Annotated in this window: 19 protein-coding genes and 1 pseudogene; 13 read left to right on the top strand and 7 right to left on the bottom strand. The window is 70.5% G+C overall.

The window, feature by feature from the left end:
- Positions 1 to 86 precede the first annotated feature (86 nt).
- Entirely contained in the window at positions 87 to 2,282 is a 2,196-nt protein-coding gene (locus BLT97_RS29805) for a discoidin domain-containing protein (RefSeq protein ID WP_093615717.1), read from the bottom strand.
- Between the two features lie 301 nt (positions 2,283 to 2,583).
- Here BLT97_RS29805 and BLT97_RS29800 point away from each other — a divergent pair, with 301 nt between their 5' ends.
- From BLT97_RS29800 to BLT97_RS29770, 6 genes are all read left to right on the top strand, one after another.
- Complete coding sequence (locus BLT97_RS29800) at positions 2,584 to 3,372, top strand: DUF4389 domain-containing protein (RefSeq protein WP_093615715.1); 789 nt, start codon at positions 2,584 to 2,586, stop codon at positions 3,370 to 3,372.
- Positions 3,373 to 3,640: 268 nt separating this feature from the next.
- Positions 3,641 to 4,768: a glycoside hydrolase family 12 protein gene (locus BLT97_RS29795; RefSeq protein ID WP_093615713.1), complete on the top strand. Its 1,128-nt coding sequence runs from the start codon at positions 3,641 to 3,643 to the stop codon at positions 4,766 to 4,768.
- A gap of 345 nt (positions 4,769 to 5,113) precedes the next feature.
- A complete protein-coding gene (locus BLT97_RS29790) occupies positions 5,114 to 7,336 on the top strand; it encodes a glycoside hydrolase family 6 protein (protein ID WP_093615711.1) in 2,223 nt (740 codons plus the stop codon).
- Between the two features lie 51 nt (positions 7,337 to 7,387).
- The gene (locus tag BLT97_RS29785; protein ID WP_093615709.1) at positions 7,388 to 8,479 is read left to right on the top strand and encodes a lytic polysaccharide monooxygenase auxiliary activity family 9 protein; all 1,092 of its coding nucleotides are present in this window, start codon (positions 7,388 to 7,390) and stop codon (positions 8,477 to 8,479) included.
- Positions 8,480 to 8,952: 473 nt separating this feature from the next.
- Positions 8,953 to 9,390 (top strand): VOC family protein, encoded by a 438-nt coding sequence (locus BLT97_RS29780; protein WP_093615707.1) that lies wholly within the window; start codon positions 8,953 to 8,955, stop codon positions 9,388 to 9,390.
- Positions 9,391 to 9,783: 393 nt separating this feature from the next.
- Complete coding sequence (locus BLT97_RS29770; RefSeq protein ID WP_093615705.1) at positions 9,784 to 10,809, top strand: LacI family DNA-binding transcriptional regulator; 1,026 nt, start codon at positions 9,784 to 9,786, stop codon at positions 10,807 to 10,809.
- Between the two features lie 110 nt (positions 10,810 to 10,919).
- Here the strand turns inward: BLT97_RS29770 and BLT97_RS29765 are convergent, their stop codons facing one another.
- The gene (locus BLT97_RS29765; RefSeq protein WP_093615703.1) at positions 10,920 to 12,308 is read right to left on the bottom strand and encodes a cellulase family glycosylhydrolase; all 1,389 of its coding nucleotides are present in this window, start codon (positions 12,306 to 12,308) and stop codon (positions 10,920 to 10,922) included.
- A 494-nt stretch (positions 12,309 to 12,802) separates the two neighbouring features.
- Here BLT97_RS29765 and BLT97_RS29760 point away from each other — a divergent pair, with 494 nt between their 5' ends.
- Together BLT97_RS29760 and BLT97_RS29755 are read left to right on the top strand one after the other, a co-directional pair.
- On the top strand, positions 12,803 to 14,575 hold the full coding sequence (locus BLT97_RS29760; protein WP_176953937.1) for a SpoIIE family protein phosphatase: 1,773 nt from the start codon (positions 12,803 to 12,805) through the stop codon (positions 14,573 to 14,575).
- 229 nt (positions 14,576 to 14,804) lie between these two features.
- Positions 14,805 to 15,371, top strand: a complete 567-nt coding sequence (locus tag BLT97_RS29755) for a VanZ family protein (protein ID WP_176953936.1) — start codon at positions 14,805 to 14,807, stop codon at positions 15,369 to 15,371.
- Positions 15,372 to 15,534: 163 nt separating this feature from the next.
- Here BLT97_RS29755 and BLT97_RS29750 read toward each other — a convergent pair whose 3' ends face one another.
- On the bottom strand, positions 15,535 to 16,653 hold the full coding sequence (locus BLT97_RS29750) for a glycerol dehydrogenase (protein WP_093615697.1): 1,119 nt from the start codon (positions 16,651 to 16,653) through the stop codon (positions 15,535 to 15,537).
- Between the two features lie 367 nt (positions 16,654 to 17,020).
- On the opposite strand from BLT97_RS29750, the gene dhaK reads away from it, so the two are divergent.
- From dhaK to BLT97_RS38710, 3 genes and pseudogenes are all read left to right on the top strand, one after another.
- Positions 17,021 to 18,016: a dihydroxyacetone kinase subunit DhaK gene (gene dhaK / locus BLT97_RS29745; RefSeq protein WP_093615695.1), complete on the top strand. Its 996-nt coding sequence runs from the start codon at positions 17,021 to 17,023 to the stop codon at positions 18,014 to 18,016.
- Positions 18,017 to 18,065: 49 nt separating this feature from the next.
- A pseudogene (gene dhaL, locus BLT97_RS38715) lies at positions 18,066 to 18,713 on the top strand (dihydroxyacetone kinase subunit DhaL); the annotation flags it as partial.
- Positions 18,693 to 19,235: a PTS-dependent dihydroxyacetone kinase phosphotransferase subunit DhaM gene (locus BLT97_RS38710; RefSeq protein ID WP_425442782.1), complete on the top strand. Its 543-nt coding sequence runs from the start codon at positions 18,693 to 18,695 to the stop codon at positions 19,233 to 19,235. The pseudogene dhaL and the gene BLT97_RS38710, both read left to right, overlap by 21 nt.
- Before the next feature lie 116 nt (positions 19,236 to 19,351).
- On the opposite strand, the gene BLT97_RS29735 is transcribed toward BLT97_RS38710, so the two are convergent.
- Together BLT97_RS29735 and BLT97_RS38075 are read right to left on the bottom strand one after the other, a co-directional pair.
- Positions 19,352 to 20,980 carry a nitronate monooxygenase gene (locus tag BLT97_RS29735; RefSeq protein ID WP_218137336.1) on the bottom strand — a complete coding sequence of 543 codons (1,629 nt, stop codon included), beginning with the start codon at positions 20,978 to 20,980 and terminating at the stop codon, positions 19,352 to 19,354.
- 426 nt (positions 20,981 to 21,406) lie between these two features.
- Positions 21,407 to 21,562 carry a DUF6131 family protein gene (locus BLT97_RS38075; RefSeq protein ID WP_093615691.1) on the bottom strand — a complete coding sequence of 52 codons (156 nt, stop codon included), beginning with the start codon at positions 21,560 to 21,562 and terminating at the stop codon, positions 21,407 to 21,409.
- A gap of 169 nt (positions 21,563 to 21,731) precedes the next feature.
- Here BLT97_RS38075 and BLT97_RS29725 point away from each other — a divergent pair, with 169 nt between their 5' ends.
- Positions 21,732 to 21,920 carry a CsbD family protein gene (locus BLT97_RS29725; RefSeq protein WP_093615689.1) on the top strand — a complete coding sequence of 63 codons (189 nt, stop codon included), beginning with the start codon at positions 21,732 to 21,734 and terminating at the stop codon, positions 21,918 to 21,920.
- 125 nt (positions 21,921 to 22,045) lie between these two features.
- Here the strand turns inward: BLT97_RS29725 and BLT97_RS29720 are convergent, their stop codons facing one another.
- The gene (locus BLT97_RS29720; protein WP_093615687.1) at positions 22,046 to 22,327 is read right to left on the bottom strand and encodes a hypothetical protein; all 282 of its coding nucleotides are present in this window, start codon (positions 22,325 to 22,327) and stop codon (positions 22,046 to 22,048) included.
- A 642-nt stretch (positions 22,328 to 22,969) separates the two neighbouring features.
- A complete protein-coding gene (locus BLT97_RS29715) occupies positions 22,970 to 23,806 on the bottom strand; it encodes a DMT family transporter (protein WP_218137335.1) in 837 nt (278 codons plus the stop codon).
- A gap of 153 nt (positions 23,807 to 23,959) precedes the next feature.
- Here BLT97_RS29715 and pdxR point away from each other — a divergent pair, with 153 nt between their 5' ends.
- Positions 23,960 to 25,384 carry a MocR-like pyridoxine biosynthesis transcription factor PdxR gene (pdxR, locus tag BLT97_RS29710; protein WP_093615685.1) on the top strand — a complete coding sequence of 475 codons (1,425 nt, stop codon included), beginning with the start codon at positions 23,960 to 23,962 and terminating at the stop codon, positions 25,382 to 25,384.
- Positions 25,385 to 25,517: the final 133 nt, after the last annotated feature.

The raw sequence follows: 25,517 nt of genomic DNA, 5'->3' as shown, positions 1-25,517 counted from the left end.
GCACGCGTTGACGCCCCCTCCGGGCCGAAGGAGCGGGGGAAGGCATCCGGCCCGGAGGGAGGAATGACGGCCCGGTCGGGGCCGGATCAGGGGAAGGACACGACGGTGGACGGCACAGTGGAGGTGCCGCCGGGTTCCGTGGACGCACCCGTGTCGTTGATGACGTGGTGGTAGTGGCCCATGCCGCCGAGCGAGACCACCAGGAGGCTGTGGAACTTCACGCCGGGTTTGACGGGGGTCTTGAAGCCGTGGTCCTGACGGATGCCCGGGTCGACGTTGTAGTTGCAGTAACTGCCCAGGCCCCACGCCTCATGGGCGTCCACCGAGTCGTCCACCCGGTAGGCGGCGTACCCCTTCGTCGCACCGTTCTGGATGGCGGCCTGGTTGGGGGCGTCGTACGCCTTCTCGTTCTGGTAGAAGATCGTCCGGCCGCGCTCGCCGTACCACTCGACGTCGTACTTGTTGAAGTGCTCCACGAACAGGCCCGTGGCCAGGACGTCGTCGCCGTTGACGCGGACGCCGTAGTCGGCCCGGTTGGTCTCCCAGCCGACGCCCTCGCCGTGGTCCGCCCGCCACACCCAGGTGTGGTCGATGATCGTGTCGTGGCTGTTGACCACCATGCTGGTGGTCGCCTTGCCTGCGCCCGCGCCGCCGATACGGATGTACACGTCCTGCACGGTGGTGGGGTTGGCGGCGTGGTCGGCGGAGGCGTTCTGCGGGCCGATCTCGAGCAGCGTCGGGGAGTTGACCGGTCCGGCGTCGATGAGGAAGCCGGCGAGCCTGACTCCGTCGACGTCGGCGACCCGCATGGCGGTCACGCCGTTGTCCGGGATGATCGTGGCGAGGCCGAGGCCCAGCACGATCGTGTCGGCCCGGTTGATCTCGATGGTCCGGTCCACGTGGTAGACGCCCGGGGTGAACAGCAGGTGCAGCCCCTGGGCGAGTGCGGCGTTGATGGTGGCCGCAGTGGCGCCGGGCTTGACGACGTAGAACTTGCTCAGCGGGATCGACTCGCCCTGCGGAGTGCCACTCCCCCAGGTGGTGCCGCGCGCGTTGGTCCGCTTGGCGGGGGCGAACACCTTGTACTCGTTCCCGTCCAGGTAGAGGAAGGGCTTCTCACGGGAGATCGGGGTCGTGGCGAGCGTGGTGTAGCGGGGCTCGGGGAAGCTGGTGGCCGGAGCGCCCTCGACACCGGAGAAGACCTGGTTCCAGACGCTGTTGGACCAGCCGCCGATGGCGCTGTCTCGGGTGTACCACTGCTGCTGGGAGTAGTTGCCGATCTGACCGTCGATCTTGCTGTCGGCGATGTAGCCGCCGCTGGCCCAGCCGTAACCGTCGGGCGCGAGGTTGAGGCCGCCCTTGACGTGCATGCGGCGGAAGGACGCGGCCTGCGAAACGGCCCACCGGTTGGTGCCGTTGACCGGATTCAAGGTGAGGTTCTCCGCGCCGCGCCAGAAGTTCTGCGTGGCATTGCCGTTGAACCAGCCGGCGTCGACGGTGACGTCACCGTTGATGGTCGTGTCGCCGGGGCGCAGGCCCAGGCCCAGGATCTGGGTGTAGAAGCCGATCTGGGCGTTGAGGTTGCTGTACGTGCCCGGCTTGAAGAGGAAGGCATGCCGGCCGGAGCCGAACTGCGCCGACTCCTGCTCCTTGAAGACCTGGTCCAGCTTGGCCTGGATCCCCGGCGTGGACGGATCGAAGACGTGCACATTGGGCCCGAGGTCGCCGCCGCCGGGTATCACCGGGCCGGGGTCCTCGCCGGTGGTGCCGAAGACCTTGAACTCCCAGAGCGAGTAGCCGTATTGGGTCGCGCGGGCCGTGCCGAGCACGCGGACGTAGCGCGCGGTGCCGGAGACGTCCACGGACTCCGTGCCGCCGCTGCCCGTCGTGGTGGAGTACGCCGTCGACCAGTCCGAACCGTTCTGAGAGGTCTCGATGCGGTACGCCTTCGCGTACGCGGCCTCCCAGTGCAGCTCCACCTTGGACAAGGAGGCCGGCGCGCCGAGGTCCACCCGGATCCACTGCGGGTCGGAGGCAGCGCTCGACCAGCGGGTGCCGGCGTCGCCGTCCACCGCGGCCGTGGCGGGTGTGCCGTAGTGCTCCTGGCTGGAGGCAGTGACCGGCTTGCCCTGCGACAGCAGTGCGGGCGCGGCGTTCGCCTCCTCGGCAGGGGTGAAGACGAGCAGCGCGGCGGCCAGAGCGGTGACCACGGCACCGACGACGCCGCGTCGGACGGGTCTGCGTCGAGCGGGGGCCGTTAAGCGGGGGACGGCCTGGGGCATGTCGGCTCCTCGATACGGAACGAGAGTGGGAGAGCGCTCTCCGGCACCATGCCCGCCCCGCAAATTGCGGTCAAGGTTCCGGACATGACTTTTCTTTTGGCTTGTATTAAGGGGGCGCCCCGTGGCCGTCCGGGCGCCGACACCCGGCGCCACCGGCCGGCCGAGGCCGGCTCACACGGTGGAGCAGCGCCGCACGGTCGAGAAACCGTCGGCTCGATCTCCGATCGGCCGCCGTGGCCGTGCGGGCCCTCCTACCTCGCTCCACGATGGCAACAGGCCACCGACCCGCGAGGAGCGCGCCATGACGACAGGCTGGGACCCGCGACCTCCCTCGGCACCCGTCGGCGGCAACGAGTGGCTGCCCGTCCTCGACATCGCCGCACCCGCACGGCAGCGCCGCTGGACCATCCTGCTGCGCTGGCTGCTGCTGCTCCCGCAGTTCATCGTCGTCGGACTGCTGTCGTTCGCGGCGTTCTTCGTCACCGTCGCCGGCTGGTTCGCGGCACTCGTCCTGGGCCGCCTGCCCGAGGGGATCTACTCCTTCCTCGCGTCAGTCCTGGCCTACCGGACCCGCGTCGGCGCCGGCGCCATGCTGCTGGTCGACCGCTACCCGCCGTTCTCGTTCTCCGCCCCCGGCTACCCGGTGCAGATCGAGGTGCGCCCCACCGAACTGAACCGCCTGGCCGTCCTGTTCCGCCTCATCCTGATGATCCCGGCCGTCATCATCGTCGCTCTTCTCCAGTACGGCTGGGCCGCGCTGAGCTGGGTGTTCTGGATCCTCGGTATCGTCCTGGGACGGCTCCCCGCACCGGTGTACGCCGCCACGGCAGCCGTCGCGCGCTACCAGCTGCGCACCTCCGCCTACGTCTCCCTGCTCACGCCCGCCTACCCCAAGCGGCTGTTCGGCGACGAGCCCGAGCCAATGCAGAAGGCGCACTCCGCGACCCGGCCACTGCTCCTGGGCACCGGCGCCAAGGTGCTCCTCGTCGTCTTCCTCGTCCTCGGACTGGGCGGGCACACCGCGCAGAACACCCTGGTCTCATACGACGGTGACGAGAAGGCCGGTTCCCGCCCGGCCTCACAGCCCTAGGCGCAGCGAACGGAGCCGGCTCCCCGGCCGCGGCCGCGGGTGCCGGCCCTGTCGGCGCTGACCTGCGGCTTCGAAATCCATTCGACGAACTCTCGCCCACCATGTTGTCAGGGGCATGAAGGGCTTCTACAGTCACACGAAACCGGTGGAGTGGGAGCGCTCCCATCTGTGAGGTTTTGGGAGCGCTCCCAAGAACGGCTCCATTTCTGGCGAATTCGGCACAGCACGACGTCCGTCGAATCCGTTTCCTTCGGAGAGAGGCTCCCCCATGCGATCCTCACCGCGCCGCCTCCGCACCGTCCGCGCTCTGTCGGGCGCGCTCCTGGCCGCTCTGGCCACCCTGGCGACGCTGCTCGTCGCCACCACGCCCGCCCAGGCCGACACCACCCTCTGCGAGCCCTTCGGATCGACCGTCATCCAGGGCCGCTACGTCGTGCAGAACAACCGCTGGGGCACCAGCGCCACCCAGTGCGTCACCGCCACCGACACCGGCTTCCGCGTCAGCCAGGCCGACGGCTCGGTGCCCACCAACGGCGCGCCGAAGTCGTACCCCTCGGTCTTCAACGGCTGCCACTACACCAACTGTTCGCCGGGCACGAACCTCCCGGTGCAGGTCAGCACCATCTCCAGCGCGCCCAGCAGCATCTCGTACGGCTATGTCCCGGGCGCCGTGTACAACGCCGCGTACGACATCTGGCTGGACCCGACGCCCCGCACCGACGGCGTCAACCGGACCGAGATCATGATCTGGTTCAACCGGGTCGGTCCGATCCAGCCGATCGGGTCCCCCGTCGGCACCGCCTCCGTCGGCGGCCGCACCTGGGAGGTGTGGACCGGGAGCAACGGCTCCAACGACGTGATCTCCTTCGTCGCCCCCTCGGCGATCAGCAGCTGGAGCTTCGACGTCAAGGACTTCATCGACCAGACCGTGGCCCGTGGCATGGCGCAGGACAACTGGTATCTGACGAGCGTTCAGGCCGGGTTCGAGCCGTGGCAGAGCGGCGCCGGGCTCGCGGTGAACTCCTTCTCCTCCACCGTGAACACCGGCGGCGATCCGGGTGGTCCCGGCACCCCGGCGACCGGCTGCCAGGTGACGTACGCGAGCAACGTCTGGCAGGGCGGCTTCACCGCCGACGTGACCGTCAAGAACACCGGCACGACCGCCGTGGACGGCTGGAAGCTCGGCTTCACGCTGCCGTCCGGCCAGCGGATCACCAACGCCTGGAACGCGACCCTTTCAGGGTCGACCGGCGCCGTGACGGCGAGCCCCGTGGCGCACAACGCGCGGATCACGGCGGGCGGCACCCAGTCCTTCGGGTTCCAGGGAACCTACGGCGGCAGCTTCGCCGAGCCGTCCGGCTTCACGCTGAACGGCACCGCCTGCTCCGTCACCTGAGCCGCGGTGTCGGGCCGGCCTCGCCGGGCCTGTCGTCCCACCCAGGATGCCCGGCATCGCCGACGGCCGAGGCCGGCCCGGCACCGCACGGGAGCGCTCCGGATCCGATCTGCCCACCCCTACACCGAGGGTCGGCTCCGGAGCGCACCTTCTCCTGCCCGCTGCTCCCAGAAAGCGCCGCTATGAACCTGCCCCACACACGCGTAACCCCGCTTTCCAGATCCCCGACTCCCCTCCTCGCGCCGTCGCCGCGACACACGCCCGCCTGACAGCCCCCGATCCTCCCCCGGTTGAGCACGGAGATCCCCGCACACCGTCACCCACCCCCCTATCGCGGAGAGCATCATGACCGACCGAACCAGACGCCCCGACGCCCGGCCGCGCAGGCCGCGCCGCAGACTGGCCTTCCTGGCCGCCGCGTTGAGCACGCTCCTGCTGGGCGCCGCCGGGCAGCTGACCACCGCGCCGCCGGCCTCCGCCGCCGAGCCGCACGTGGACAACCCGTTCGCCGGCGCCTCGTTCTACCTGAACCCGGACTACGCCGGTCTCGTCGACACCTCCATCGCCCAGACCTCCGACGCCACGCTCAAGGCCAAGATGGAGAAGGTCAAGAGCTATCCGACGGCCGTCTGGCTGGACCGGATCGCCGCCATCCACGGCGGCGCGGTCAACGCGGGCCGCAAGTCCCTCGCCGACCACCTGGACCTGGCGCTCGCGCAGAAGAAGCCGGGGCAACCGCTCGTCGCCACGTTCGTCGTGTACGACCTGCCGGGGCGCGACTGCGCGGCCCTCGCCTCCAACGGTGAACTCCCGCTGACCGCAGCCGGGTTGGCGCGCTACAAGACCGAGTACATCGACGAGATCGCCAAGGTCTTCGCCAATCCGAAGTACCAGGACATCCGCATCACCACGGTGATCGAGCCGGACGGCCTGCCCAACCTGGTCACCAATCTCGCCGACCCGGAGTGCGCCCAGGCCAAGAGCAGCGGCATCCAGGTCGACGCCATCCGGTACGCGCTGAACAAGCTGCACGCCATCCCGAACGTGTACACCTACATGGACTTCGCCCACTCGGGCTGGCTCGGCTGGGACACCAACCTTTCCCAGACGACCCAGCTGTACACGGACGTCGTCAAGGGCACCACGGCCGGTCTGGGCAGTGTGGACGGCCTGATCACCAACGTGTCCAACTACACGCCGCTCGCCGAGCCGTTCCTGCCCGACCCGAACAAGACGGTCGGCGGCAACCAGATCCGCTCGGGCAAGTACTACGAGTGGAACGCGAACTTCGACGAGTCGGACTTCACCAAGGCCGTGCACGCCGCGCTGGTCTCCCAGGGCTGGCCCGCCTCCACCGGCATGGTGGTCGACACCTCCCGCAACGGCTGGGGCGGCGCCGACCGGCCCACCGCCGAGTCCACCAGCACCGTCCTCGACACCTACGTCACCCAGTCCAAGGTGGACCGCCGCGCCCACCGCGGCCTGTGGTGCAACGTCAACGGCGCGGGCCTCGGCCGGCCACCGCAGGGCGCGCCCAGCGACTACCCGGACTCGCACCTCGACGCGTTCCTGTGGGTCAAGCCGCCGGGTGAGTCGGACGGGGCGAGCAAGGACATCCCGAACGAGGAGGGCAAGCGTCCGGACCCGATGTGCAACCCGGAGTACAGCGCCCCCAACGCCGGCGGCAACCCGACCGGTGCCATGCCGGACGCGCCGCTCGCCGGCCACTGGTTCCACAACCAGTTCTCGATGCTGGTGCGCAACGCCTACCCGGCCGTGCCCACCGACGGCGGCGGTGACCCGGACCCGGTCGACACCACGGCCCCGACCGTCCCGACCGGTCTGAAGACCACCGCGAAGACCTCGTCCAGCGTGTCCCTGGAGTGGACGGCGTCCACCGACAACGTCGGCGTCACCGGTTACGACGTCTACCGCGACGGCGCCAAGGCCAACTCCACCCCGGTCACCGGGACTTCGTTCACCGACACCGGACTGAGCGCATCGACCGCGTACAGCTACACGGTGCGTGCCCGCGACGCCGCAGGAAACGTCTCCGCGGCCTCCCCCGCCCTCAGCGTCACCACCGAGGCGGGCGGCGGCGGACCCGACCCGGTCGGCGGTCTGAAGGTCACGTACAAGAACAACGACTCCTCGGCCACCGACAACGCGATCCGGCCCGGACTGCGGATCGCCAACACCAGCAGTGCCTCGGTGGATCTGACCAAGGTCACCGCCCGCTACTACTTCACGCGGGACGGCGGCTCGCCGACGGTGAACGCCTTCTGCGACTACGCGGCCGTCGGCTGCGCCAACGTCACCCTGCGGGTGGTGCCGCTGAGCACCCCGGTCGCGGGCGCGGACGCCTATCTGGAGGTCTCCTTCAAGAGCGGTTCTCTGGCCGCGCAGAAGGACACCGGCGATCTGCAGCTGCGGATGAGCAAGTCCGACTGGTCCGCGTTCGACGAGGCCGGCGACTACAGCCGCACCACCGCCACCTCCTACGCCGACGCCACGAAGATCCCCGCGTACCTCAACAGCAGCCTGGCATGGGGCACTCCGCCCTCCTGACCAGCCCCAACCCCTAGGAGCGCCACCACCCCCCTGACAGGAGACAACACGATGACTCGAAGCAAGAGACGCTTAGTGTCCTTCCTCGCCGCCCTGGCCACCCTGCTCAGCGGGCTCGGTCTGGCCCTGCTCGGACAGGGCAGCGCGCAGGCGCACGGCGTGACCATGACGCCCGGATCGCGGACCTACCTGTGCTATCTGGACGCCAAGACCGGCACCGGCGCACTCGACCCGACGAATCCCGCCTGCAAGGCCGCACTCGCCGAGAGCGGTGCGACCGCGCTGTACAACTGGTTCGCCGTGCTCGACTCCAACGCGGGCGGCCGCGGCCCGGGTTACGTCCCGGACGGCAAGCTGTGCAGCGCCGGCGACCGCTCCCCGTACAACTTCACCGGCTACAACGCGGCCCGCAGCGACTGGCCCAGGACGCACCTCACCTCCGGCTCGACGATCCGGATCAAGCACAGCAACTGGGCGGCGCACCCGGGTGACTTCCGGGTGTACGTGTCCAAGCCCGGCTACTCCCCCACGCAGCCGCTCGGCTGGGGCGACCTGGAGCTGATCCAGACCGTCACGAATCCGCCGCAGTCGGGTTCGGTCGGTTCCGAAGGCGGCCACTACTACTGGGACCTGACGCTGCCCTCGGGCCGCTCGGGTGACGCGATGATGTTCATCCAGTGGGTGCGCTCGGACAGCCAGGAGAACTTCTTCTCCTGCTCCGACATCGTCTTCGATGGCGGCAACGGCGAGGTGACAGGCATCCGCAACCCGGGGAGCCCCTCGCCTGATCCGACGCCCACGCCGGATCCGACCCCGGACCCGACCGACCCGCACACCGGATGCATGGCCGTCTACAAGGTGACGAACAGCTGGAACGGCGGCTTCCAGGGTTCCGTGGAGGTGATGAACCACAACACCACCGCGCGTGACGGCTGGGCCGTGCGCTGGCAGCCGGGCACCGGCACCAAGCTCAACCAGGTCTGGAACGGCACGCTCAGTACCGGCGCCGACGGAACGGTCACAGTCAAGAACGTGGACCACAACCGCACCATCCCGCCCGACGGCACGGTGACCTTCGGCTTCACGGCCACCTCGACCGGCAACAACCTGCCGGCCGGCACGATCACCTGCGTCAACCCCTAGTACTGCGGCCTCCCCGCAGCACCGGCGCCGGCTCCCGCAACCGCGGGGCCGGCGCTGTGCCGTGCGCGCTCCGCTCCGTCGGTCCCGGTTCCGGTCCCGGCCTCGAGTGGCGCAGGTTCCTGGGCTGTGCGGTCGGTGGCGGCCTCACGCCCGGAGCGCTCGGCGGCAGTTCGCCCGGCCGGCTCGGCGGAGCGCGCTCGATGGGGTCTGCACGGCGTACGGGCACAACGAGAGCCGGGCTCGGGCGGAGATCGTCACCGGCGCGGACTCGTTCCGCTCGACGCCCGCAGCGTGGTGCAGCAGCTGGCCGTCGATGAGGGCGCGTTCCGCTGATCCACCGGGTGATCCGGGCAAGAGCTCGGGGCGTAGGGATTCCTCATGCCGTTCGTCAAGCCGCGGCGCACGCTTGAGGAAGCGGCCCGGAGGTGTCGGAGGTGCGCGGTAGTGTCCGTTCATCCGACTGGGGAGGGCTCATGGCGACCAAGTGGAGCTTGACGATCGACTGCGCGTACCCGGGGAAACTGGCCGCGTTCTGGGCGCTGGCGTTGGGCTATGCGGAGAAGCCCCCGCCCGCAGGGTTCGGGAGCTGGGAGGAGTGGTTCTCGCATCATGAGGTTCCGGAGGAGGAGTGGGATGACGGGGCGTACCTCTCAGATCCGGACGGCGTGGGCCCCACCTTGTCCTTCCTGAAGGTGCCGGAGCCGAAGGTTGCGAAGAACCGGCTGCATATCGACGTGCAGGTTGGTGGCGGCCGTGAAACCCCGTGGGAGGTGCGCTGGCCGCGCGTGGTCGAGGCGGTGGAGCGGTTGACCGCCGCGGGCGCGACCGTGGTCCGCGAGGACGAGTTGCAGGGCAGGCCGGATCACGTGGTGATGGCAGACCCGGAAGGCAACGAGTTCTGCCTGGTCTGACGGGGCCGGTCAGGCCAACTGGCCGCTCGCAGCATGTCGCGTCCCTTCCTCTGCGGCAGCCCTTGCCGGCGCGGAGCCGGCTCGCAGCGCCGTCCATCACGCACAAGGAGGACGTTGACGCGGCGGCGAGCGAGAGCCAGGACGGCCTGGGTTTGACGCTTGCCCTCGGCAAGCGCGAGCACCGCCGTCCATCCCGATGCCCGGCTGGAATCGCGGCGCCCCGGAAACACTCCGCGCGCCCCACGATCCACGGTGCCCGGCCGGCCCTCCCGACCCGACGGCGTGCCCCGCATCCGGGGCGAGCGCAAGGGACATGTCAGCAGGCCGGAGCCGGTCGATCAACGACATCCAGGGCCGTAGCATGGGGCTTCTCGCGGGTGGGGGGAGAAGGTCATGGGCAAGCAACGCCCGGGAGCGGGGCCGACCTTGGAGGAAGTCGCCGCGCTCGCCGGCGTGGGACGGGGCACGGTCTCCCGCGTCATCAACAACGTCGCAGGGGTCAAGGAGACCACGCGTCGCGCCGTGCAGCGGGCCATCGCCGAGCTGGGATACGTGCCCAACCTGGCGGCCCGGTCGCTGGCCGGGCGCCGTACGGACGCGGTCGCCCTGGTGATGACGGAGCCCGACTGGCGGAAATTCGCCGAACCGTTCTTCTCCGAGACGATTCGTTCGGTCGCGGACGCGCTGACCGACACCACGATGCAACTGCTGCTCACCCAGGTACGCACGAACGAGGAGCGGAAGCGTTTCGTCGAGTACGCGCGCGGCGGACGGGTCGACGGCGTACTGCTGATGTCCGTGCACGCCGACGACCCGCTGCCCGACATGCTCGCGGACGCGGAGGTGCCCACCGTCATGCTGGGCCGTCGCTCGGCCGACGAAAGCATCACCTACGTGGACGCGGACAACGTCGGGGGCGCCCGCAGCGCAGTCACCCACCTGCTCAACAGCGGCCGCAGCGCGGTGGCGACCATCACCGGGCCTCTCGACATGTACGTCGCCCAGTGCCGGCTGCGCGGCTACCGCGAGGCGCTGGGCCGCGCGGGCCTCGACGCGAAGCCGTCCTGGGTCGCCGAAGGGGACTTCACCGAGGCGAGCGGCCATGCGGCGATGGCGGAGCTCATCGCGCGGGAGCCCGGGATCGACGCCGTGTTCGCCGCATCGGACGCCATGGCCGCCGGAGCGCTGGACGCCCTGCGCACGGCGGGCCGGCGCGTGCCGCAGGACGTCGCGGTGATCGGATTCGACGACTTCGTCCTGGCGCAGCGCACGGACCCCGCGTTGACGACGGTGCGCCAACCGCTCGAGGAGATCGGCCGGAGCATGGTGCGGTTGCTCCTGGAGGAGCTGGACGAGTCGGGCGTGGCCTGGCGGCATGTCATCCTGCGCACGGAGTTGGTGCTCCGCGACTCCGCCTGACCCGCCGCAGACTTGGACCCAGGCTTGGTTGCGCATCAGCTCAGCCCAGCGGAACTCACGTCGCAGAGTGAGACAGAGGGCTCGGGCTCACCACCGGAGCCCCCTGCAGGTCAGCTGGTGGGGAAGGTGTCGGGAGTGCTGATACGGCTCTTGAGCAGCGCCCCCGATTCCGTCAGCACACCGCTGCTGCTGTAGTCGGTGCCGTTGCAGGTGCCGGGCTTGAATGCGGCGCTGCCCTCATTGGCGTCGGAGTACGTCCAGTTGGCATAGCCGATCTTCAACTGGTCCAGCAGGTCCAGCCAGGCCGTGGAACTGGCGCGGTCCACCGCTCCCCCGCCGGTGTACGTGACCGTCCCGAACTCCGTGACGAACAGCGGCAGTTTCGAAGCCGCCCGGCTCACCGCGGCGCGGTAGTTGTCCTGGTGGCTGGCGGCGTAGAAGTGGAACGCGTACATGATGTTGGTCGCGTCGACCGGGTCGGCGATGACCTCCGACTCGTTCGAGCCGTCCGAGACACCCAGCGAGGACCAGCCGCGCGTGCCGACGATGACGACGGCGTCCGGGTCGGCGGCCCGGATGACCGGGATGACCTGCTCCGCGTAGCTCTTGATCGTCGCCCAGCTCACCCCGTTGGGCTCGTTGGCGATCTCGTAGATCACGTGCTTCTTGTCGGCGTTGCGGGCGGCGACGGACGCGAAGAAGGTCTTGGCCCGCTCGAGGTTGAAGTTCGGATCTCCGGGCGTCAGGGTGTGGAAGTCGATCATGGCGTACATGCCGCGCGCCTCGGCCATGTCGACAAGGCTGTTCACGCGGCTGGTGAAGCCCGCGGGGTCCGTCTCGTAGCCGCCCTCCTGCACGTACATGGCGATGCGGAACAGGTCCGACTTCCAGTCGTTCGCCAGCGCGTCCAGCGAGGCGTTGTTGTAGCACTTGTTGAACCACTGGATGCCGTGGGTGCTCATGCCGCGCAGCTGGATGGGGCGGTTGTACTGGTTGCACAGGTACACGCCGCACACTTTGAGCTGTGCGTTGATGCCGACCGGGGTGCCGGTGGGCGGCTCGGGGTCCGGGTCCGGCGGGGGCTCTTCGCCGCCGACGGTGCCCGTGCAGGTCACACCGTTGAGCGTGAAGGCGGCGGGCCCGGGGTTGGCGCCCGTGAACGTTCCGGTGAAGCCCAGGTCCGTGGAGCCGCCGGTGGCCAGGGTGCGGTTCCAGTCGACGTTGGTGACGCCGACTGCGGAGCCGGACTGCGACCAGGTGCCGTTCCAGCCCTGGGTCACCTTCTGCCCGCTGTCGGCCCAGGTCCACTTCAGGGTCCAGCCGCTGACGGGATCGCCCAGGTTGGTGACCTTCACCCCGGCCTGGAAACCACCCGACCACTGGTTCGTGATCGTGTAGTCGACCTTGCAGCCCGTGGCGGCCACCGCCGGCGGGCTGACGAGAGCACCGAGGCCCAGGACCATCGCACAGGTCGCCAGTAAGGCCAGTAGTCGTCTCATGACTCTCTCCTCGTCTGCCGATACAACGTGAATCGGGAGCGCTCCCAGAACAGGGCGGATCTCAGTGCGGTCCTGTTCCGTATGCGGCAGGTCAGGCCGGGGGCGTGCCCCAGGCCGGGGGGCTGTGCCGGTGGAGGCGGGCACGGCAGGTGCATCGGCAGAGCCCGATGGGAGCGCTCCCAATGGCGCGCTGTTCATGAAGCCAGGCGCCTCGAGAGCTGTCAACCATTTGAACGGAAGCGGCCAATTCGCATGGGTGCGTGCGGTGTTGCCGGTGTGCTCCGAGCGGAAGCGGTGGCCGGCCCTGCTCGGCGCACGTGCGCTCGGCCGTGGGTGCGCCGCGGCGCACCGGGTGCACCTCCATGACGTCCTCGCCTAGCAGCGCGTTGGCGAGGGTGGCGGCTCGCCCACCTCGGATGCGCCAGACGCGCAGGCATTCGATGATGGGTGGGCCCGTGGATCGCGAGGGGCCTGTGGCCTGGGAGGAGGCCGCCGTGAGTACCGAGGCCTCCCCGCATCGGCATCCGCTGTCCGGTGACCTTCGGACCGTTCTGGCCGACCCGCGGCGGCTGGCCGAGGAGTACGAGCTGCTGCGCAACGTGGTGGAAGGCACCGACGCCGCGGTGTCGATTCTGGACACCCAGCTGCGCTATCGGTACGTGAACCCGCAGATGGCACGGATGACGGGTCTGACCGTCGACGCCCATCTGGGCCGTCCGCTCACTGCTGTGCTGCCGGGGGTGCAGCGGCCCGACGAGGTGCTGCGCAAGGTGCTGGCGGACGGCGCACCGAGGCAGCTGGTGGTGAGTGGACGGACCTGGGCCGATTCGCCGTACGGCCGTCGCGTGTGGCGCGCCACGTATCACCGCTTGCAGGACCGCAACGGGCGCGTGATCGGCCTGGTCGGGATCGGCCTGGAGATCAGTGGGCCTCGCCAGTACGTCGACGAACTCGAGCGGGCTCATCAGCGTCTGACCCTCCTCGACACGGCAGCCACAAGGATCGGCACCACGGCCGACCTGCGCACCACATGCACGGAACTCGCCGAATTCGTGGTGCCCGAGCTGGCGGACGCGGCCGGGGTCGAGCTGCGTCTCGACGAAGCTGACGTACGGCGGCGGGCACCGCGTGGCGTCCTGCGGCTGCGCCGTATGGCGCTCGCCCTGCGGCCCGACCTCATCCCTCTCGCCCAGGCGGCTGCGGAGTCGGGTCAGCTGATCGACTACCAGCCCGGTGCGGCGATCCGACAGTGTCTGGAAACGGGCAGGCCCTGGCTGCGCAACCGGATCACACCGCCGGAGTGGCGGGCCATCGCGGCCCAGCCGGAGCTCGCGGACGGCTATATCGCCGCCGGATACCACTCGGCGCTGGTGGTGCCGCTGATCGCGGAGGGGCAGGTGCTCGGGTCACTGTCGCTGGCCAGGGCAGGCGGTTCGGCACCGTTCTCGCGCGACGACTCGGTGGTGGCCAAAGAGCTGGCCGCCCGCGCGGCCCACGGACTGGCCCGTGCGATGCGCTTCGGCCGCGACCACGCCATGGCCCTCGAACTGCAGCGCTCCCTGCTCGCGACCCCCTTCCGGGACCACGAGGACCTGGAGACCGCGGCCCGCTATCTGCCCGCCGACGACCGCTCGTTGGTCGGCGGCGACTGGTACGACACCCTGTCCCTGAGCGGTGGTCGCACCCTGCTCGTGATCGGTGACGTGATGGGACACGGCGTGCAGGCGGCTGTGGCGATGAGCCACTACCGCTCCACGATCCGCGCGCTGGCGCAGGCCGGCCTGAAGCCCCACCAAGTGCTGCGGCACGCCGACCGCATGGTCGCCGAGTCCGGCTTCGACCGGGTCGCCACCTGTCTGCTCGCCCTGGCCGATCCCCACGACGCGACGATCACGTACGCCAGCGCCGGCCACCTGCCGCCCCTCACGCTTGCCGCCGACCGGCGCGCCCGGCTGATCCCCGTGCCGGTCGGCCCACCGCTGGGGACAGGGCTGGGCGGGTACGCCTCCTCGACGGCGTCCTGCCCCACGGGCGGGGTGCTGCTGCTCTACACCGACGGGCTGATCGAGCACCGCGACGAGGACATCGACACCTCCTTGCGCCGGCTGACGCGCCTGCGTGTCGACACATCTGGCCCGCTCCAGCGGCTCATCGACAGGACTCTGGAGTTCCTGGCTCCCGAGGGCACCGACGACATCGCCCTGCTCGCCGCCCGAGTCGAATGCCCGGACGCGGACGGGATCTCCTCCGCTGACGTCGAGCCGTAGCCGGAACCGGGCCCCTGCGCCCTGGCGGTGCGATGCGGGTGCCGTTGAGCGGCGCCAAATGGGGCTTCGTTGTCATGATCACCCGCGCCAACCACAGGGAGCCGGTCTCGCCGAGCGAGGAACGAGGCCGAGCCACGATGATCGTGTTCAAGTCGCCCCCCATACGCTGCCGATATGTGCCACCGGTGAGAATGCCGCCACGGCAAGCAGGCGGAAGGGGAGGGGCAGGGTGCGGCTCGAAGGGTGGCAGTGGGTCGGCACGTTCACCGGGGTGGTGCTCCTCACCGTCGCCGCACTGCCGTTCGCGGCAGCTGCGGCGTGGGCCCTGGCACGCCGGCGGCGGCGCGCCGGTGCCACGGCAGCGCAGGCGCGGCGCAAGGCGCTCACGGAGGTCGGCATCGTCTACGGGACGGTGCCGCCGGTCTGGCTGATCCTGCTGCCGGGCGACGAGGGCCGGGCCGTCGTGAGCCTGCTGCCCCTGCGGGACCTGCTCGCCATGAACGCGAGCCAGATCATCGGCAATCTGCTGGTGTTCGCGCCGCTGGGGTTCCTCGCCCCGCTGCGGTTCGCTCGGCTGACCTCACTACAGCGGGTTCTGGCGCTCGGGGCCGGCTGCTCGATCCTGGTCGAGACCGCGCAGTACGTCCTGCGCCTGGACCGGGTGTCGTCCGTGGACGACGTGCTGCTCAACACCGCCGGGGCCGCTCTGGCCGCGCTGATGTCACGCCGCTGGTGGCACACCGCCAGGAGCCCGCTCACGCCCGCGGGAGGAGCGGGTCGGGAACCGGCTTTCTAGCTCTCTTCGAACTCCTCCATGACCGCCAGAACGGACGGCATTCGACGCAGCGGGCTCCGCCCCTCGCACGGACTCGGCACCTGCTCCGCCCCGCGGCCGGGGCGGAGCAGGTGCCGGTCGATGAGCGCTCTCGGCACGGCCGGGCCCTGCCTCTTCCTGGCTCTCAGCCGTGCTTCTTCGCAAACGCCTGCGCGTAGGCGTCGCCGGCGAGCAGTGCGTCCGCGATCATCTCGGCGGTCACCGTGAACGGCATGTTGTGGGTGGTCTCGCCCTCGGCGGTGGCGGCGCGGCCGATCGCGAGGAGCTCCTCGCGGTCCGGGTCGACGAGGCCGATCTCGGCGAGCGTGGTGGGCAGGCCGACCGTGCGGCTGAACTCCAGGTAGGTGTGGAGCTCTTCGGTGTCGGCGCCCTCGAGGACCAGCTGGGCGAGGGTGCCGATGTTGACCTTCTCGCCGTGCATCATGCCGTGCACCTTGTGCGAGACGGTCAGACCGTTGTGGATGCCGTGCGCTGCGGCAAGACCACAGCTCTCGAAACCGAGCCCGGACAGCAGGGTGTTGGCCTCGGTGACCTTCTCCAGGGCCGGGGTGACCACGTGCTGTTCGGCGGCGATACGGGCCTGGTGGCCGTACTCCATGAGCGTCTCCCAGCACAACCGGGCCAGCGCCAGCGAGGCCTCGGTGGCCAGGCCGCCCGCCATCGCGGTGCGCTGGGCGGCGACACAGACGCGGGCCTCGTACCAGGTGGCGAGCGCGTCGCCCATGCCGGAGACGATGAAGCGGCTCGGGGCGCCGGCGACCAGGGCGGTGTCCACGAGCACCAGGTTGGGGTTGCGCTGGAAGAAGGAGTAGCGCTCGAAGGCGCCGTCCTCGGTGTAGATGACAGCGAGCGCGCTGGTGGGTGCGTCGGTGGAGGCGACCGTGGGGGCGCTGACGACGGCGATGTCGCCGCGGGCGTGGCCCACGGCCTTGGCGGTGTCGATGGCCGTACCGCCGCCGATGCCCACGACGACGTCCGCGCCGGCCTCCGCGGCCACGGCGGTGATCCGGTCGATCTCCTTCTGCGTGCACAGGCCGCCGAAGACCTCCTTGGTCAGCTTCACGCCGGCCGCCGCGAGGGACTCGGTCACCGCCTCGTCGACGAAGCCCCAGACGCTCTTGTCCGCGAGGACCACGGCGTTCTCGCCGAGGCGCGCGACGTGTTCGCCGAGCTGACGCATGGCGCCCGCGCCCTGGACGTACTTCGGGGGGCTGATGAGCATGCGCGTGGTGACGGTGTTCATGGCGGTTCCTCCTGGGCGGCCGTCATCAGCGGCCGATTCCTGCGTCGCTGAAGAAATAACGGAGTACGAAAGCGCGGCGGCCGAGGTGAATTTCGGTGCCGGTGGAGGGAGTGTGCCACAGGTAAATCAATTTCCGGAAAACGGTCCTGGGCGGTGGAAGATGTCCGGGTTAAAGGACGTTCTCCGCGGCCAACCGGGACCAAAGACCCCCATGTCGGGCCTTGCCGGCCGGAAAGAATCAAAGCGCGAGTTCGCGCGTTCCGGAATTCTTGGATTGCCACTTCCGATGGTCGGTGATTCATTTCCGTTCCGGTTTTTCTTTCGCGCGTATGGACGCGTACAGAGTCGTACGGAGAAGAGGCCCGCCTTGAAGAAGCTCATCAACACCCCCCAGACCGTGGTGGCGGACGCGCTGCGCGGTATGGCGGCCAGTCATTCCGAGATCTCCGTGGACGCCGAGGCGGGCATCGTCACCCGGTCCGGCGGCAAGGTGCCCGGCAAGGTCGGCATCGTCTCCGGCGGCGGCAGCGGACACGAGCCGCTGCACGCCGGGTTCGTCGGCCGGGGCATGCTGGACGCCGCGGTCGCCGGCCCCGTCTTCACCTCCCCCGTCCCCGACCGGATCGGTGAGGCCACCGCCGCCGTCGACTCCGGTGCGGGCGTGCTGCACATCGTGAAGAACTACACGGGCGACATCCTCAACTTCGGTATGGCCGCCGAGGACGCCGACGACGACGGCATCAAGGTCGAGACCGTCGTCGTCGACGACGACGTGGCCGTCGCCCGTGGCGAGGGCGCGGGCCGCCGCGGCACCGGCGCCACCCTGTTCGTGGAGAAGCTGGCCGGCGCGCTCGCCGAGACCGGCGCCCCGCTCGCCGAAGTGGCCGCGATGGCACGCAAGGTGAACGAGATGAGCCGCAGCTTCGGTGTGGCGCTCTCCTCCTGCACCACGCCCGCCAACGGCGCCCCGAACTTCGAACTCGGCGACAGGGAGATCGAGATCGGCGTCGGCATCCACGGCGAGCCCGGCCGCCGCCGTGCCGAACTGACCACCGCCGCGGACACGGTCGAGATCATGCTCGACGCCATCCTCGAAGACCTCCCCGAGGCCGACGGCGCCCCGGTGCTGCTGCTCGTGAACGGACTCGGGGCCACCCCGCCGATCGAGCTCTACGTGGTGCGCGCGGAGGTCGAGCGGATCCTCGCCGGGCGCGGGATCCGGATCGCCCGTTCGCTGGTCGGCAACTACGTCACCAGCCTCGACATGGCCGGCTGCACGCTCACCCTGTGCCGCGCCGACGAGCAGATGCTGCAGCTGTGGGACGCGCCCGTGGACACGCCGTCGCTGCGCTGGGGCGCCTGACGCACCCGGCCCACCGTCCGACACCCACCCCTCATAAGGACCTCACCCCGTGACCGCAACCCCCGAACTCGTCCTCGACACCGCCTACTTCCGCCGCTGGCTGGCCGCGGCCGACGAACTGTTCCAGCGTGAGGGCGCGCGCCTCACCGCGCTCGACGCGGCCATCGGCGACGGCGACCACGGCGCCAACATGGTGCGCGGCTTCGGCGCTGCCCGTACGGCCGAGGAGCAGACCCCCTCGGCCACCCCCGGTGCCCTCCTGGGCCAGGCGGGCACCACGCTCACCAACTCCGTCGGCGGCGCCTCGGGCCCGCTGTTCGGTATGGCGCTGCGCCGTACCGGCAAGCGGCTCGGCTCCGAAGAGGCCGTCACCGTCGCGCAGTTCGCGACGGCGTTGCGTGCGGGCGCCGAGGCCGTGGCCAAACTGGGCGGAGCCGCCCCCGGTGACGCGACGCTGCTCGACGCGCTGCTTCCTGCGCTCGACACCCTGGACCTCGAACTGGCCGCGGGCAACGCGCCGTTCGAGGCCCTGTCGGCCGCCCGCGTCGCCGCCCTGACGGCGGCCGAGGCCACGGAGCCGATGCAGGCGAAGAAGGGCCGCGCCAGCTATCTCGGCGAACGCTCCATCGGGCACCAGGACGCGGGCGCCCACTCCGTGGCGCTGCTCTTCGAGGCGCTGACGACGGCGGCGGACGCGGGCTGGGAGCCGGCTCAGGTCGCCCCTGAGGCCACGGCAGTCGACGCGGTCGAGACTCCCGCGGCCGAGACTCCTGTCGCTGCCGAGGCTCCTGTCGCTACGGCGCCCGAGGCCGGCGGTCGTGTCGGCGTCGTCCTCGTCTCGCACAGCCGCGCCGTGGCCAAGGCCACCGCCGAGCTGGCGAAGGCGATGGTCGGCTCCGGCGACACCGCCCCGGTCCTCGCGGCCGGCGGCACCGACGACGGCCGGATCGGCACCAGCGCCGAGCTCATCCACGCCGCCGCTCTCAAGGTGGACGAGGGCAAGGGGGTGGCGGTCCTGTGCGACATGGGCAGCGCGGTCCTCACGGTCCAGGCTCTCCTCGGTGACGGCGACCCGCGCACGATGCCGGCCGACACCCGCATCGTGGACGCCCCCTTCGTCGAGGGCGCGGTCGGCGTGGTCGTGACCGCCTCGGTCGGCGGCGACCTGGAGATGGTGGTCGCGGCGGGCGAGGACGCCCGGAACTACCGCAAGGGCTGAGCTGCGGGACGACGAACGACGACGCCCCGCCCCGGATTTCCGGGGCGGGGCGTCGTCGTGCTCGCGCTCCTCAACCGGCCACCGCGGACGGTGCTTCACGGGGCCGGGCGGCAACTTCAGGAGCCGACCAGCCACTTCACCACATCCTCCGCGGCGTACGCCTCACCCTCCGGGCTCAGCTCCTCCAGGAAGGACAGATCCCGGCCGAGCGTGACCAGGGGAGCCTCCACCGTGCCGCCGGGGCGGCGCTGGCCGAGGCCGACCGTGGCGAGGAGGCCGTTGCACAGGCAGAGCCGCCCCTCGACGTCCGTCGGCTCGCCGCCCTTGCGGGCGTACGCGGCGTGGGGTTCGGCGGGGCAGCGGTAGCCGATCGCTCCCTTGGCGGTGCGGTACGGCACCCGCAGGTAGCCCAGGTCGCAGACGCGACGGCGGGCCTCCACGACCGACGACTCGGAGAGCGTGCCCGGCAGGTCGGCCACCTTGAAGGGGAAGGAGGTCGGGGAAGCATCGGGGTCGTTGCGAACCCTCAACGTTCCTTTCCGTGCACGGGACTTGGCCGCCGTAAGCAGCGACTCCTCCATCCCGGACTCCTCGCAGAGCGCGAAGGCGCTGCCGACCTGCACACCGGCCGCACCGGCCGAGAGCGCGGAGGCCAGGCGCGCGGGGTGGGCCGCGCCGCCCGCGAGCCAGAACGGGATGCCGAGCTTCGCCATCTTGGCGAGGTCGGGGACGTCGCGCGGTCCGTACACGGGTTCGCCGTTCTCGTCGAGGGTCAGCGCCCCGCGCGGCGGCGCGCTGTGACCGCCCGCACCAGGGGTCTCGATCACGAACCCGTCGGGCCTGGTCGCCTCATCGCGGGCCAGGTACGCGGCGAGCACGGGCAGCGAGACGACGGCGAGGACGGCGGGCCGCCGCAGGCCCGCGATCACTTCGGCGGAGAGGCCGCCGGCGGGAGTCGGGCGGGGGCCGATCGTCACGTCCTGCACACGGCCGACGCTGCGCTTCGGCTTCGTATCGCCGGTTGCGGACCCGGCGGGCCCGGTCTCGCCGGGGACAGTCCCGCCACACTGGCACCCGTCCCCGCCCACTCCCCCACCACATCCCGGAGCCTCCTCCGCCGACGCCTCGGCCGACAACAGCGCGCGCGGATCGAACCGGTGCTCGCACGGTGCTTCGTCGCCGTCGACCGTGATCATCACGGTGACGGGTTCGGCGCGGGACAGGCGGGTCGCGAGTTCGGGCAGGTGCGCGGGCACACCGGCACCCACGATGATGTGGTCGACGCCCGCGAGGATCGCCCCGAACAGCGCCGGGGCCACCGCGAGTTCGATCTTCGCGAGGTAGTTGACCCCGACGAGCCCTTCGTGGCCCTCCTTGGCGAGCCACACCTCGACGAAGTTGCCGAGGACGGTGAGCAGATCGGCCGCCTCGCCTCGTTCGGCGCGCAGCATCGGCTCCGTACGGAAGCGCTCCCCGTCGGCGACACCGCCGGGGACGTAGTAGCGGTCGAGCACGGCGGCCGCGAGCGCGGGCACCGGGAACGCGGCGAGCGCGCGGCGCACATCGCCGCCGGGGTCGCCGAGTTGGAGGCGGCGGGCCAGGACCGCATCAAGGGCTGTACCGGAGACCACACCGAGCTGACCGGTCCGCGAGACCGCGCGGGCCAGCCGCCAGCCCGAGACGCCCACGCCCATTCCGCCCTGGATGACCTTCGGGAGTGCTGCCTGCTCGGTGGCTGTCGGCATGTGGGGTCCTCATCCCTCGCGTCCGTAACTTACGGAACCGTAAGTTCACGGCCCAGTCTTCGGCACGGCGTACGAGAGCTCCGACGGCGAAAGTCCCGACTGCTGGTGGCGAAGGGCCCACCGCCTTCACGCAGGCCTGACGAGCGCCGGTGACCTCTCGGTCGCCGCGGGGAACGGTGACGGCTTTCAGCCCAGGCCGCCCGGCCGCAGTCCGTAGGCCGCAGTCCGCAGACCACGACGGTCCGCCCGGGCCGTACGGCCCGGTGACGGCGGACCTTCGACTGCCGGAAGCGGGTGAAGGCCGCGCGGGGCGGCGGCCTGTGCACCCGGGCCGGCGCAGTGGCCGCCGGCGGGAGCGGGTGAAAGTTGCGGAAGCCGTCCGCTGCGGGCGTTTACGCGGCTCACATGTATGCGCCCGTGAGGGCTTTACCAGTAATGCGTACGCCCGCCTACGGCGTGGCCCGCAGCGCCCAGCAGCCAGAGGATCGCGCCGATGGCGACCAGGATCACGCCGATCGTCCAGAGCAGGGAGATGCCGGTGACGAGTCCGATGACGAGCAGAATCAGTCCGAGAGCGATCATGCAGTCCTCCAACCCTCAGAAGTTCTTCCAGTATGCGCCTTTTGGGCATCAAAATTCCGGTCGCAGAGGGCTGGGCAGTATCAACGCTCTGTAACCGTTCCGGATGCGCCCGCTGCCCGGCGCTCATAGCGTGGCATTTCCCCCCATCCCGATCCTGCGAGGAGCAGTCATGGGTGACAGCAGCGCCATGGACAAGGCGAAGGGCAAGGCCAAGGAGGTGGCCGGCAAGGTCACTGGCAACGACCGCATGGAGGCCGAGGGCAAGGCCGACCAGGCGCGCGGCAAGGCCAAGGAGGGCATGGAACGCCTCCGCGACAAGGCCAAGGGTGTCGGCGACTCTCTGCGCGACGACAAGTAGCGCAGAGGTGCGGCAGGAGATGCGCGGGTGTCACCGCGAAGCTCCTGCCGCACTTCGGCGTTGACCCGGCGGGCCACCGCCGAAGCCGTGACCGCGCTCGTCAGCCGACGCCGGTCACCCCCAGATCACGCGTGTACGTGGCTCGGTCGGGAGGTCCGGCGTGGCGCGGCATGGTGGACCGGTTCGGCAGGCAACCGCCGCAGCCACAAGGACGAAGCAAGGAGCAGACCGGCGAAGACGGCCAGGAGCAGGACCGATACCCACATCTGCCGGCTCCCGGGAGCCTCCCAGGCGGTCCAGCCGGCCGATGCCGCCCACATCAGGACGGCCAACGCATAGAAGGTGCGAACCCGGCGCAGCTGCCGCGAGGCCCGCAGGGGCGTGATGCGATCAGTCGTGGATGCCATGCGGACCCGCGTACCCCTCTTTCTCTGCTTCAACAGGGCGAGTTGGCATGCGTCGGCAGAACGGCCGCGGCCCTTCTGCCGGTTCACTACGAAGGTGCATCCGACGGGCCCTGCTGCATGGAAGAGGATGAGACGCGATCCGAATCGGCGTCTGTGTACGTGATGTCGGTGCCGTACAGCGGCGCATGAGGACGCGCTCGCGAAGACCGGCCGGGGCAGCCGCGGAAAACGCCGCTGCCCCGGCCGGGCGGCACGCTCATGCGCCCGCCGCAACCTGGGCTGCCTGCATGCCATTCCGGGAGCACGGCCGTCGGCGACTGGGCCATTACCGCATACGCGGCCGAGACGATCGTCGCGGGAGGGCGTCGAACTCCGTTACGTGGACCGGTACTTCACGGCACGCCAGACGGGATCGGCCCCGGGCGAAGGCCGTCGGCAAGGCACGGTCCAGGGTCGGTCCGCGTGCAGGACGGTCTGTACGACGGCGTCCGCGCGCTCGCGCAGCTCCGCGCGCTCCTGTGGGGCGACCCATGGTGTTCCGTCGGCGCGTGCGCTCGCTGCCGCCGAGGACCTTGCGTGCGGCGGTCTGCAGGGCGGGGTCAGGCGGTGCGTACGTCATGTCCGTCTCTCCGCGGCGGGTCTTCATCCGATGGCAACAAGGACGACGGCGGCTCCGCAGGCGGCGAGGCCGACGCGCTGGGTGGGGCGGATACGTTCCTTCAGGACCGCGACGGCCAGCATCACCGTGATCGCCGGGTAGAGCGAAGTGAGGACCGCGGTCACGCCGAGATCGGCGGCCTGGGTGGCGGCGAGGTAGAGGCAGGTGCCGACCGCGCCGAGGGCGCCGGCGGCGATGCCCCAGTGCTGGTGCCCGACACGGGAACGCCAGGGCTTGCCGAGTGCCGTGGCGATCACGGCGATCACGACGGCACCGATCAACTGGCTGGCGGCCAGCGGCAGCACGCCGGCCGAGGACGGAATCTGAGCGGTGGCGACGAACAGGCAGCCGAAGCCCAGCCCGGCGAGTCCGCCGTCGGTCATCGCCGGCCGGCGACCGGCCGGGTCACCGCCACTCTCGCGAGCCACCAGCCAGATCGCCGGCAACGCGACGAGGACGCCGAGCCAGACCAGCGAGGTCGGCCGCTCGCCGAGGGCGGAGCCGACCAGGACGGGCAGGATCGCGGCGCCGACGGCCGAGACCGGTGCCGCGATCCCCATGCGGCCGGAGGAGAGCCCGCGATAGAGGAAGGCCGACCCGATCGCGCCGCCGAGACCGGCCAGCGCTGCCCAGCCGAAGTCCCGTAGCGACGGGGTGCCGGGCATCACCAAGCTGACGCCGACGATCGCCCCTGCACCGGACAGCTGCCCGGTGAACGCGACCGCCCAGGCCGAGACCCGCCCGGAGCCGAAGCCGCCGATGAAGTCGGAGGTGCCGTACCCGACGGCGGCCAGCAAGGCCAGCAGAATGCCGATGGTCATCGGAGCCCACCGCCATCGTGAGCGATGAATGTCGAGGTCATCATCGGTCCCTCCTGCTGTTGTCGTTGCCAGGACCTCGATCCTCGACCAAGAATGGTCTTGCCTGTAGTGCCAATTGGATAGCTGTCGAGTGGACCACTTGGGGTGGCGTTGATGGCAGTGCGCTGGGTCGGGCTTGGTCCGGAGCTGCTCATCGGCCTGGACCGGTCGAGTCCCGAACCGATGGGACAGCAGCTCCAGCGCGAGCTGCGCGGCTCGATCCGGACCGGCCGGCTCTCCGAGGGGGAGCGTTTGCCGTCCAGCCGGTCCCTCGCCGACCAACTTCAGGTGTCCCGTGGTCTGGTGGTGGAGGCCTACGCCCAACTGGCAGCGGAGGGCTACCTGATCACCGCGACCGGATCCGGCACGCGGGTCGCTCCGTGCACGGCCGTACGCGAAGCGCCGCGGAGACCGGAACGGGACGCGAGCACCCGGCCGGCGCCGATCGAGGTCGACTTCGAGTACGGGATCCCGGACCTCGCCTCCTTCCCGATGCAGGACTGGCTGTGGGCGCTCACCCAGGCCGCACGAGGGGCGGGGTCTGCCGCCATGGGCGATGAAACGGGCCCGGGCTGCGGGCAGCTCCGCAGTGTCCTTGCGGGGTACCACCGGCGCGTCCGGGCGGGTACCGCCGAAGCCGAGCACACGATCATCGTGAATGGCTTCCGGCACGGGCTCAACCTGGTCTTCGGTACGCTCGCGCGCTCCGGCCACGACACCGTCGCTCTGGAAGACCCCGGACCCCGTGAACACGACGAACTCGCCGCCCGGGCCGGCCTGTCGCCGATCGCGGTACCCGTTGACGAAGAGGGCGTGAACGTGCCGGCCCTTGCCGCCTCCGGAGCCCGTGCCGTCCTGGTCACACCCGCTCACCAATGCCCGACGGGAGTCGTCCTGAGCGCGCAGCGCCGCCGCGACCTGATCGCCTGGGCCGAGGAGGTCGACGGACTCGTTCTCGAAGACGACTACGACGCCGAGTTCCGCTACGACCGTCGGCCGGTCGGTTCGCTGCAAGGGCTGGCACCGGCCCGGGTCATCGCGCTCGGTTCGGTGAGCAAGACGCTGGCGCCGGGCATCCGGATCGGCTGGCTCCTTGTCCCGCCACGACTCCTCGAACCCTTGGTCCGGGAGAAGCACCTGACCAGCCGTGGAGTACCCGCACTCGACCAGACCGCCCTGGCGCTGCTGATCGAGTCCGGACGCTTCGACCGGCACCTGCGCAGGATGCGGGACATCTACCACGCCCGCCGCCGAACCCTTGTCACCGAACTCGTCGAGCACGTCCCCGGCAGTCGGCTCGAGGGCCTGGACGCAGGCTGCCACGCCCTCCTGCGGCTCCCCTCGGAGCTGACCGAGACCGACATGGTGGACCGCATCGCCGCCCAAGGCGTCCAGGTCTACGGTCTCGATCGCTACCGCACCGCCGGCGCGACCGATCCGACCGCGTTCAGCCCTGCCCTGGTACTGGGCTTCGGCAACGTCAACGAGTCCAGGATCAGGCACGGCGTACGAATCCTCGCGGCCGCGCTGAACACCTGAGTCCGGCAACAGGTCGATCGCCCTGGCACCAGGCCCCCACCGGACGCATCGCGGCTCCTGCCGGCTAAACAGCTCACAGACGCGGGGCTCGGTCCTGCCCGAATCCGGGACCGGTCACCTGACCCGGTGGACG

The organism is Streptomyces indicus, from assembly GCF_900100315.1.
In the GTDB taxonomy this organism is placed as follows: domain Bacteria; phylum Actinomycetota; class Actinomycetes; order Streptomycetales; family Streptomycetaceae; genus Streptomyces; species Streptomyces indicus.
This window is presented reverse-complemented; position numbering and strand designations above follow the sequence as displayed.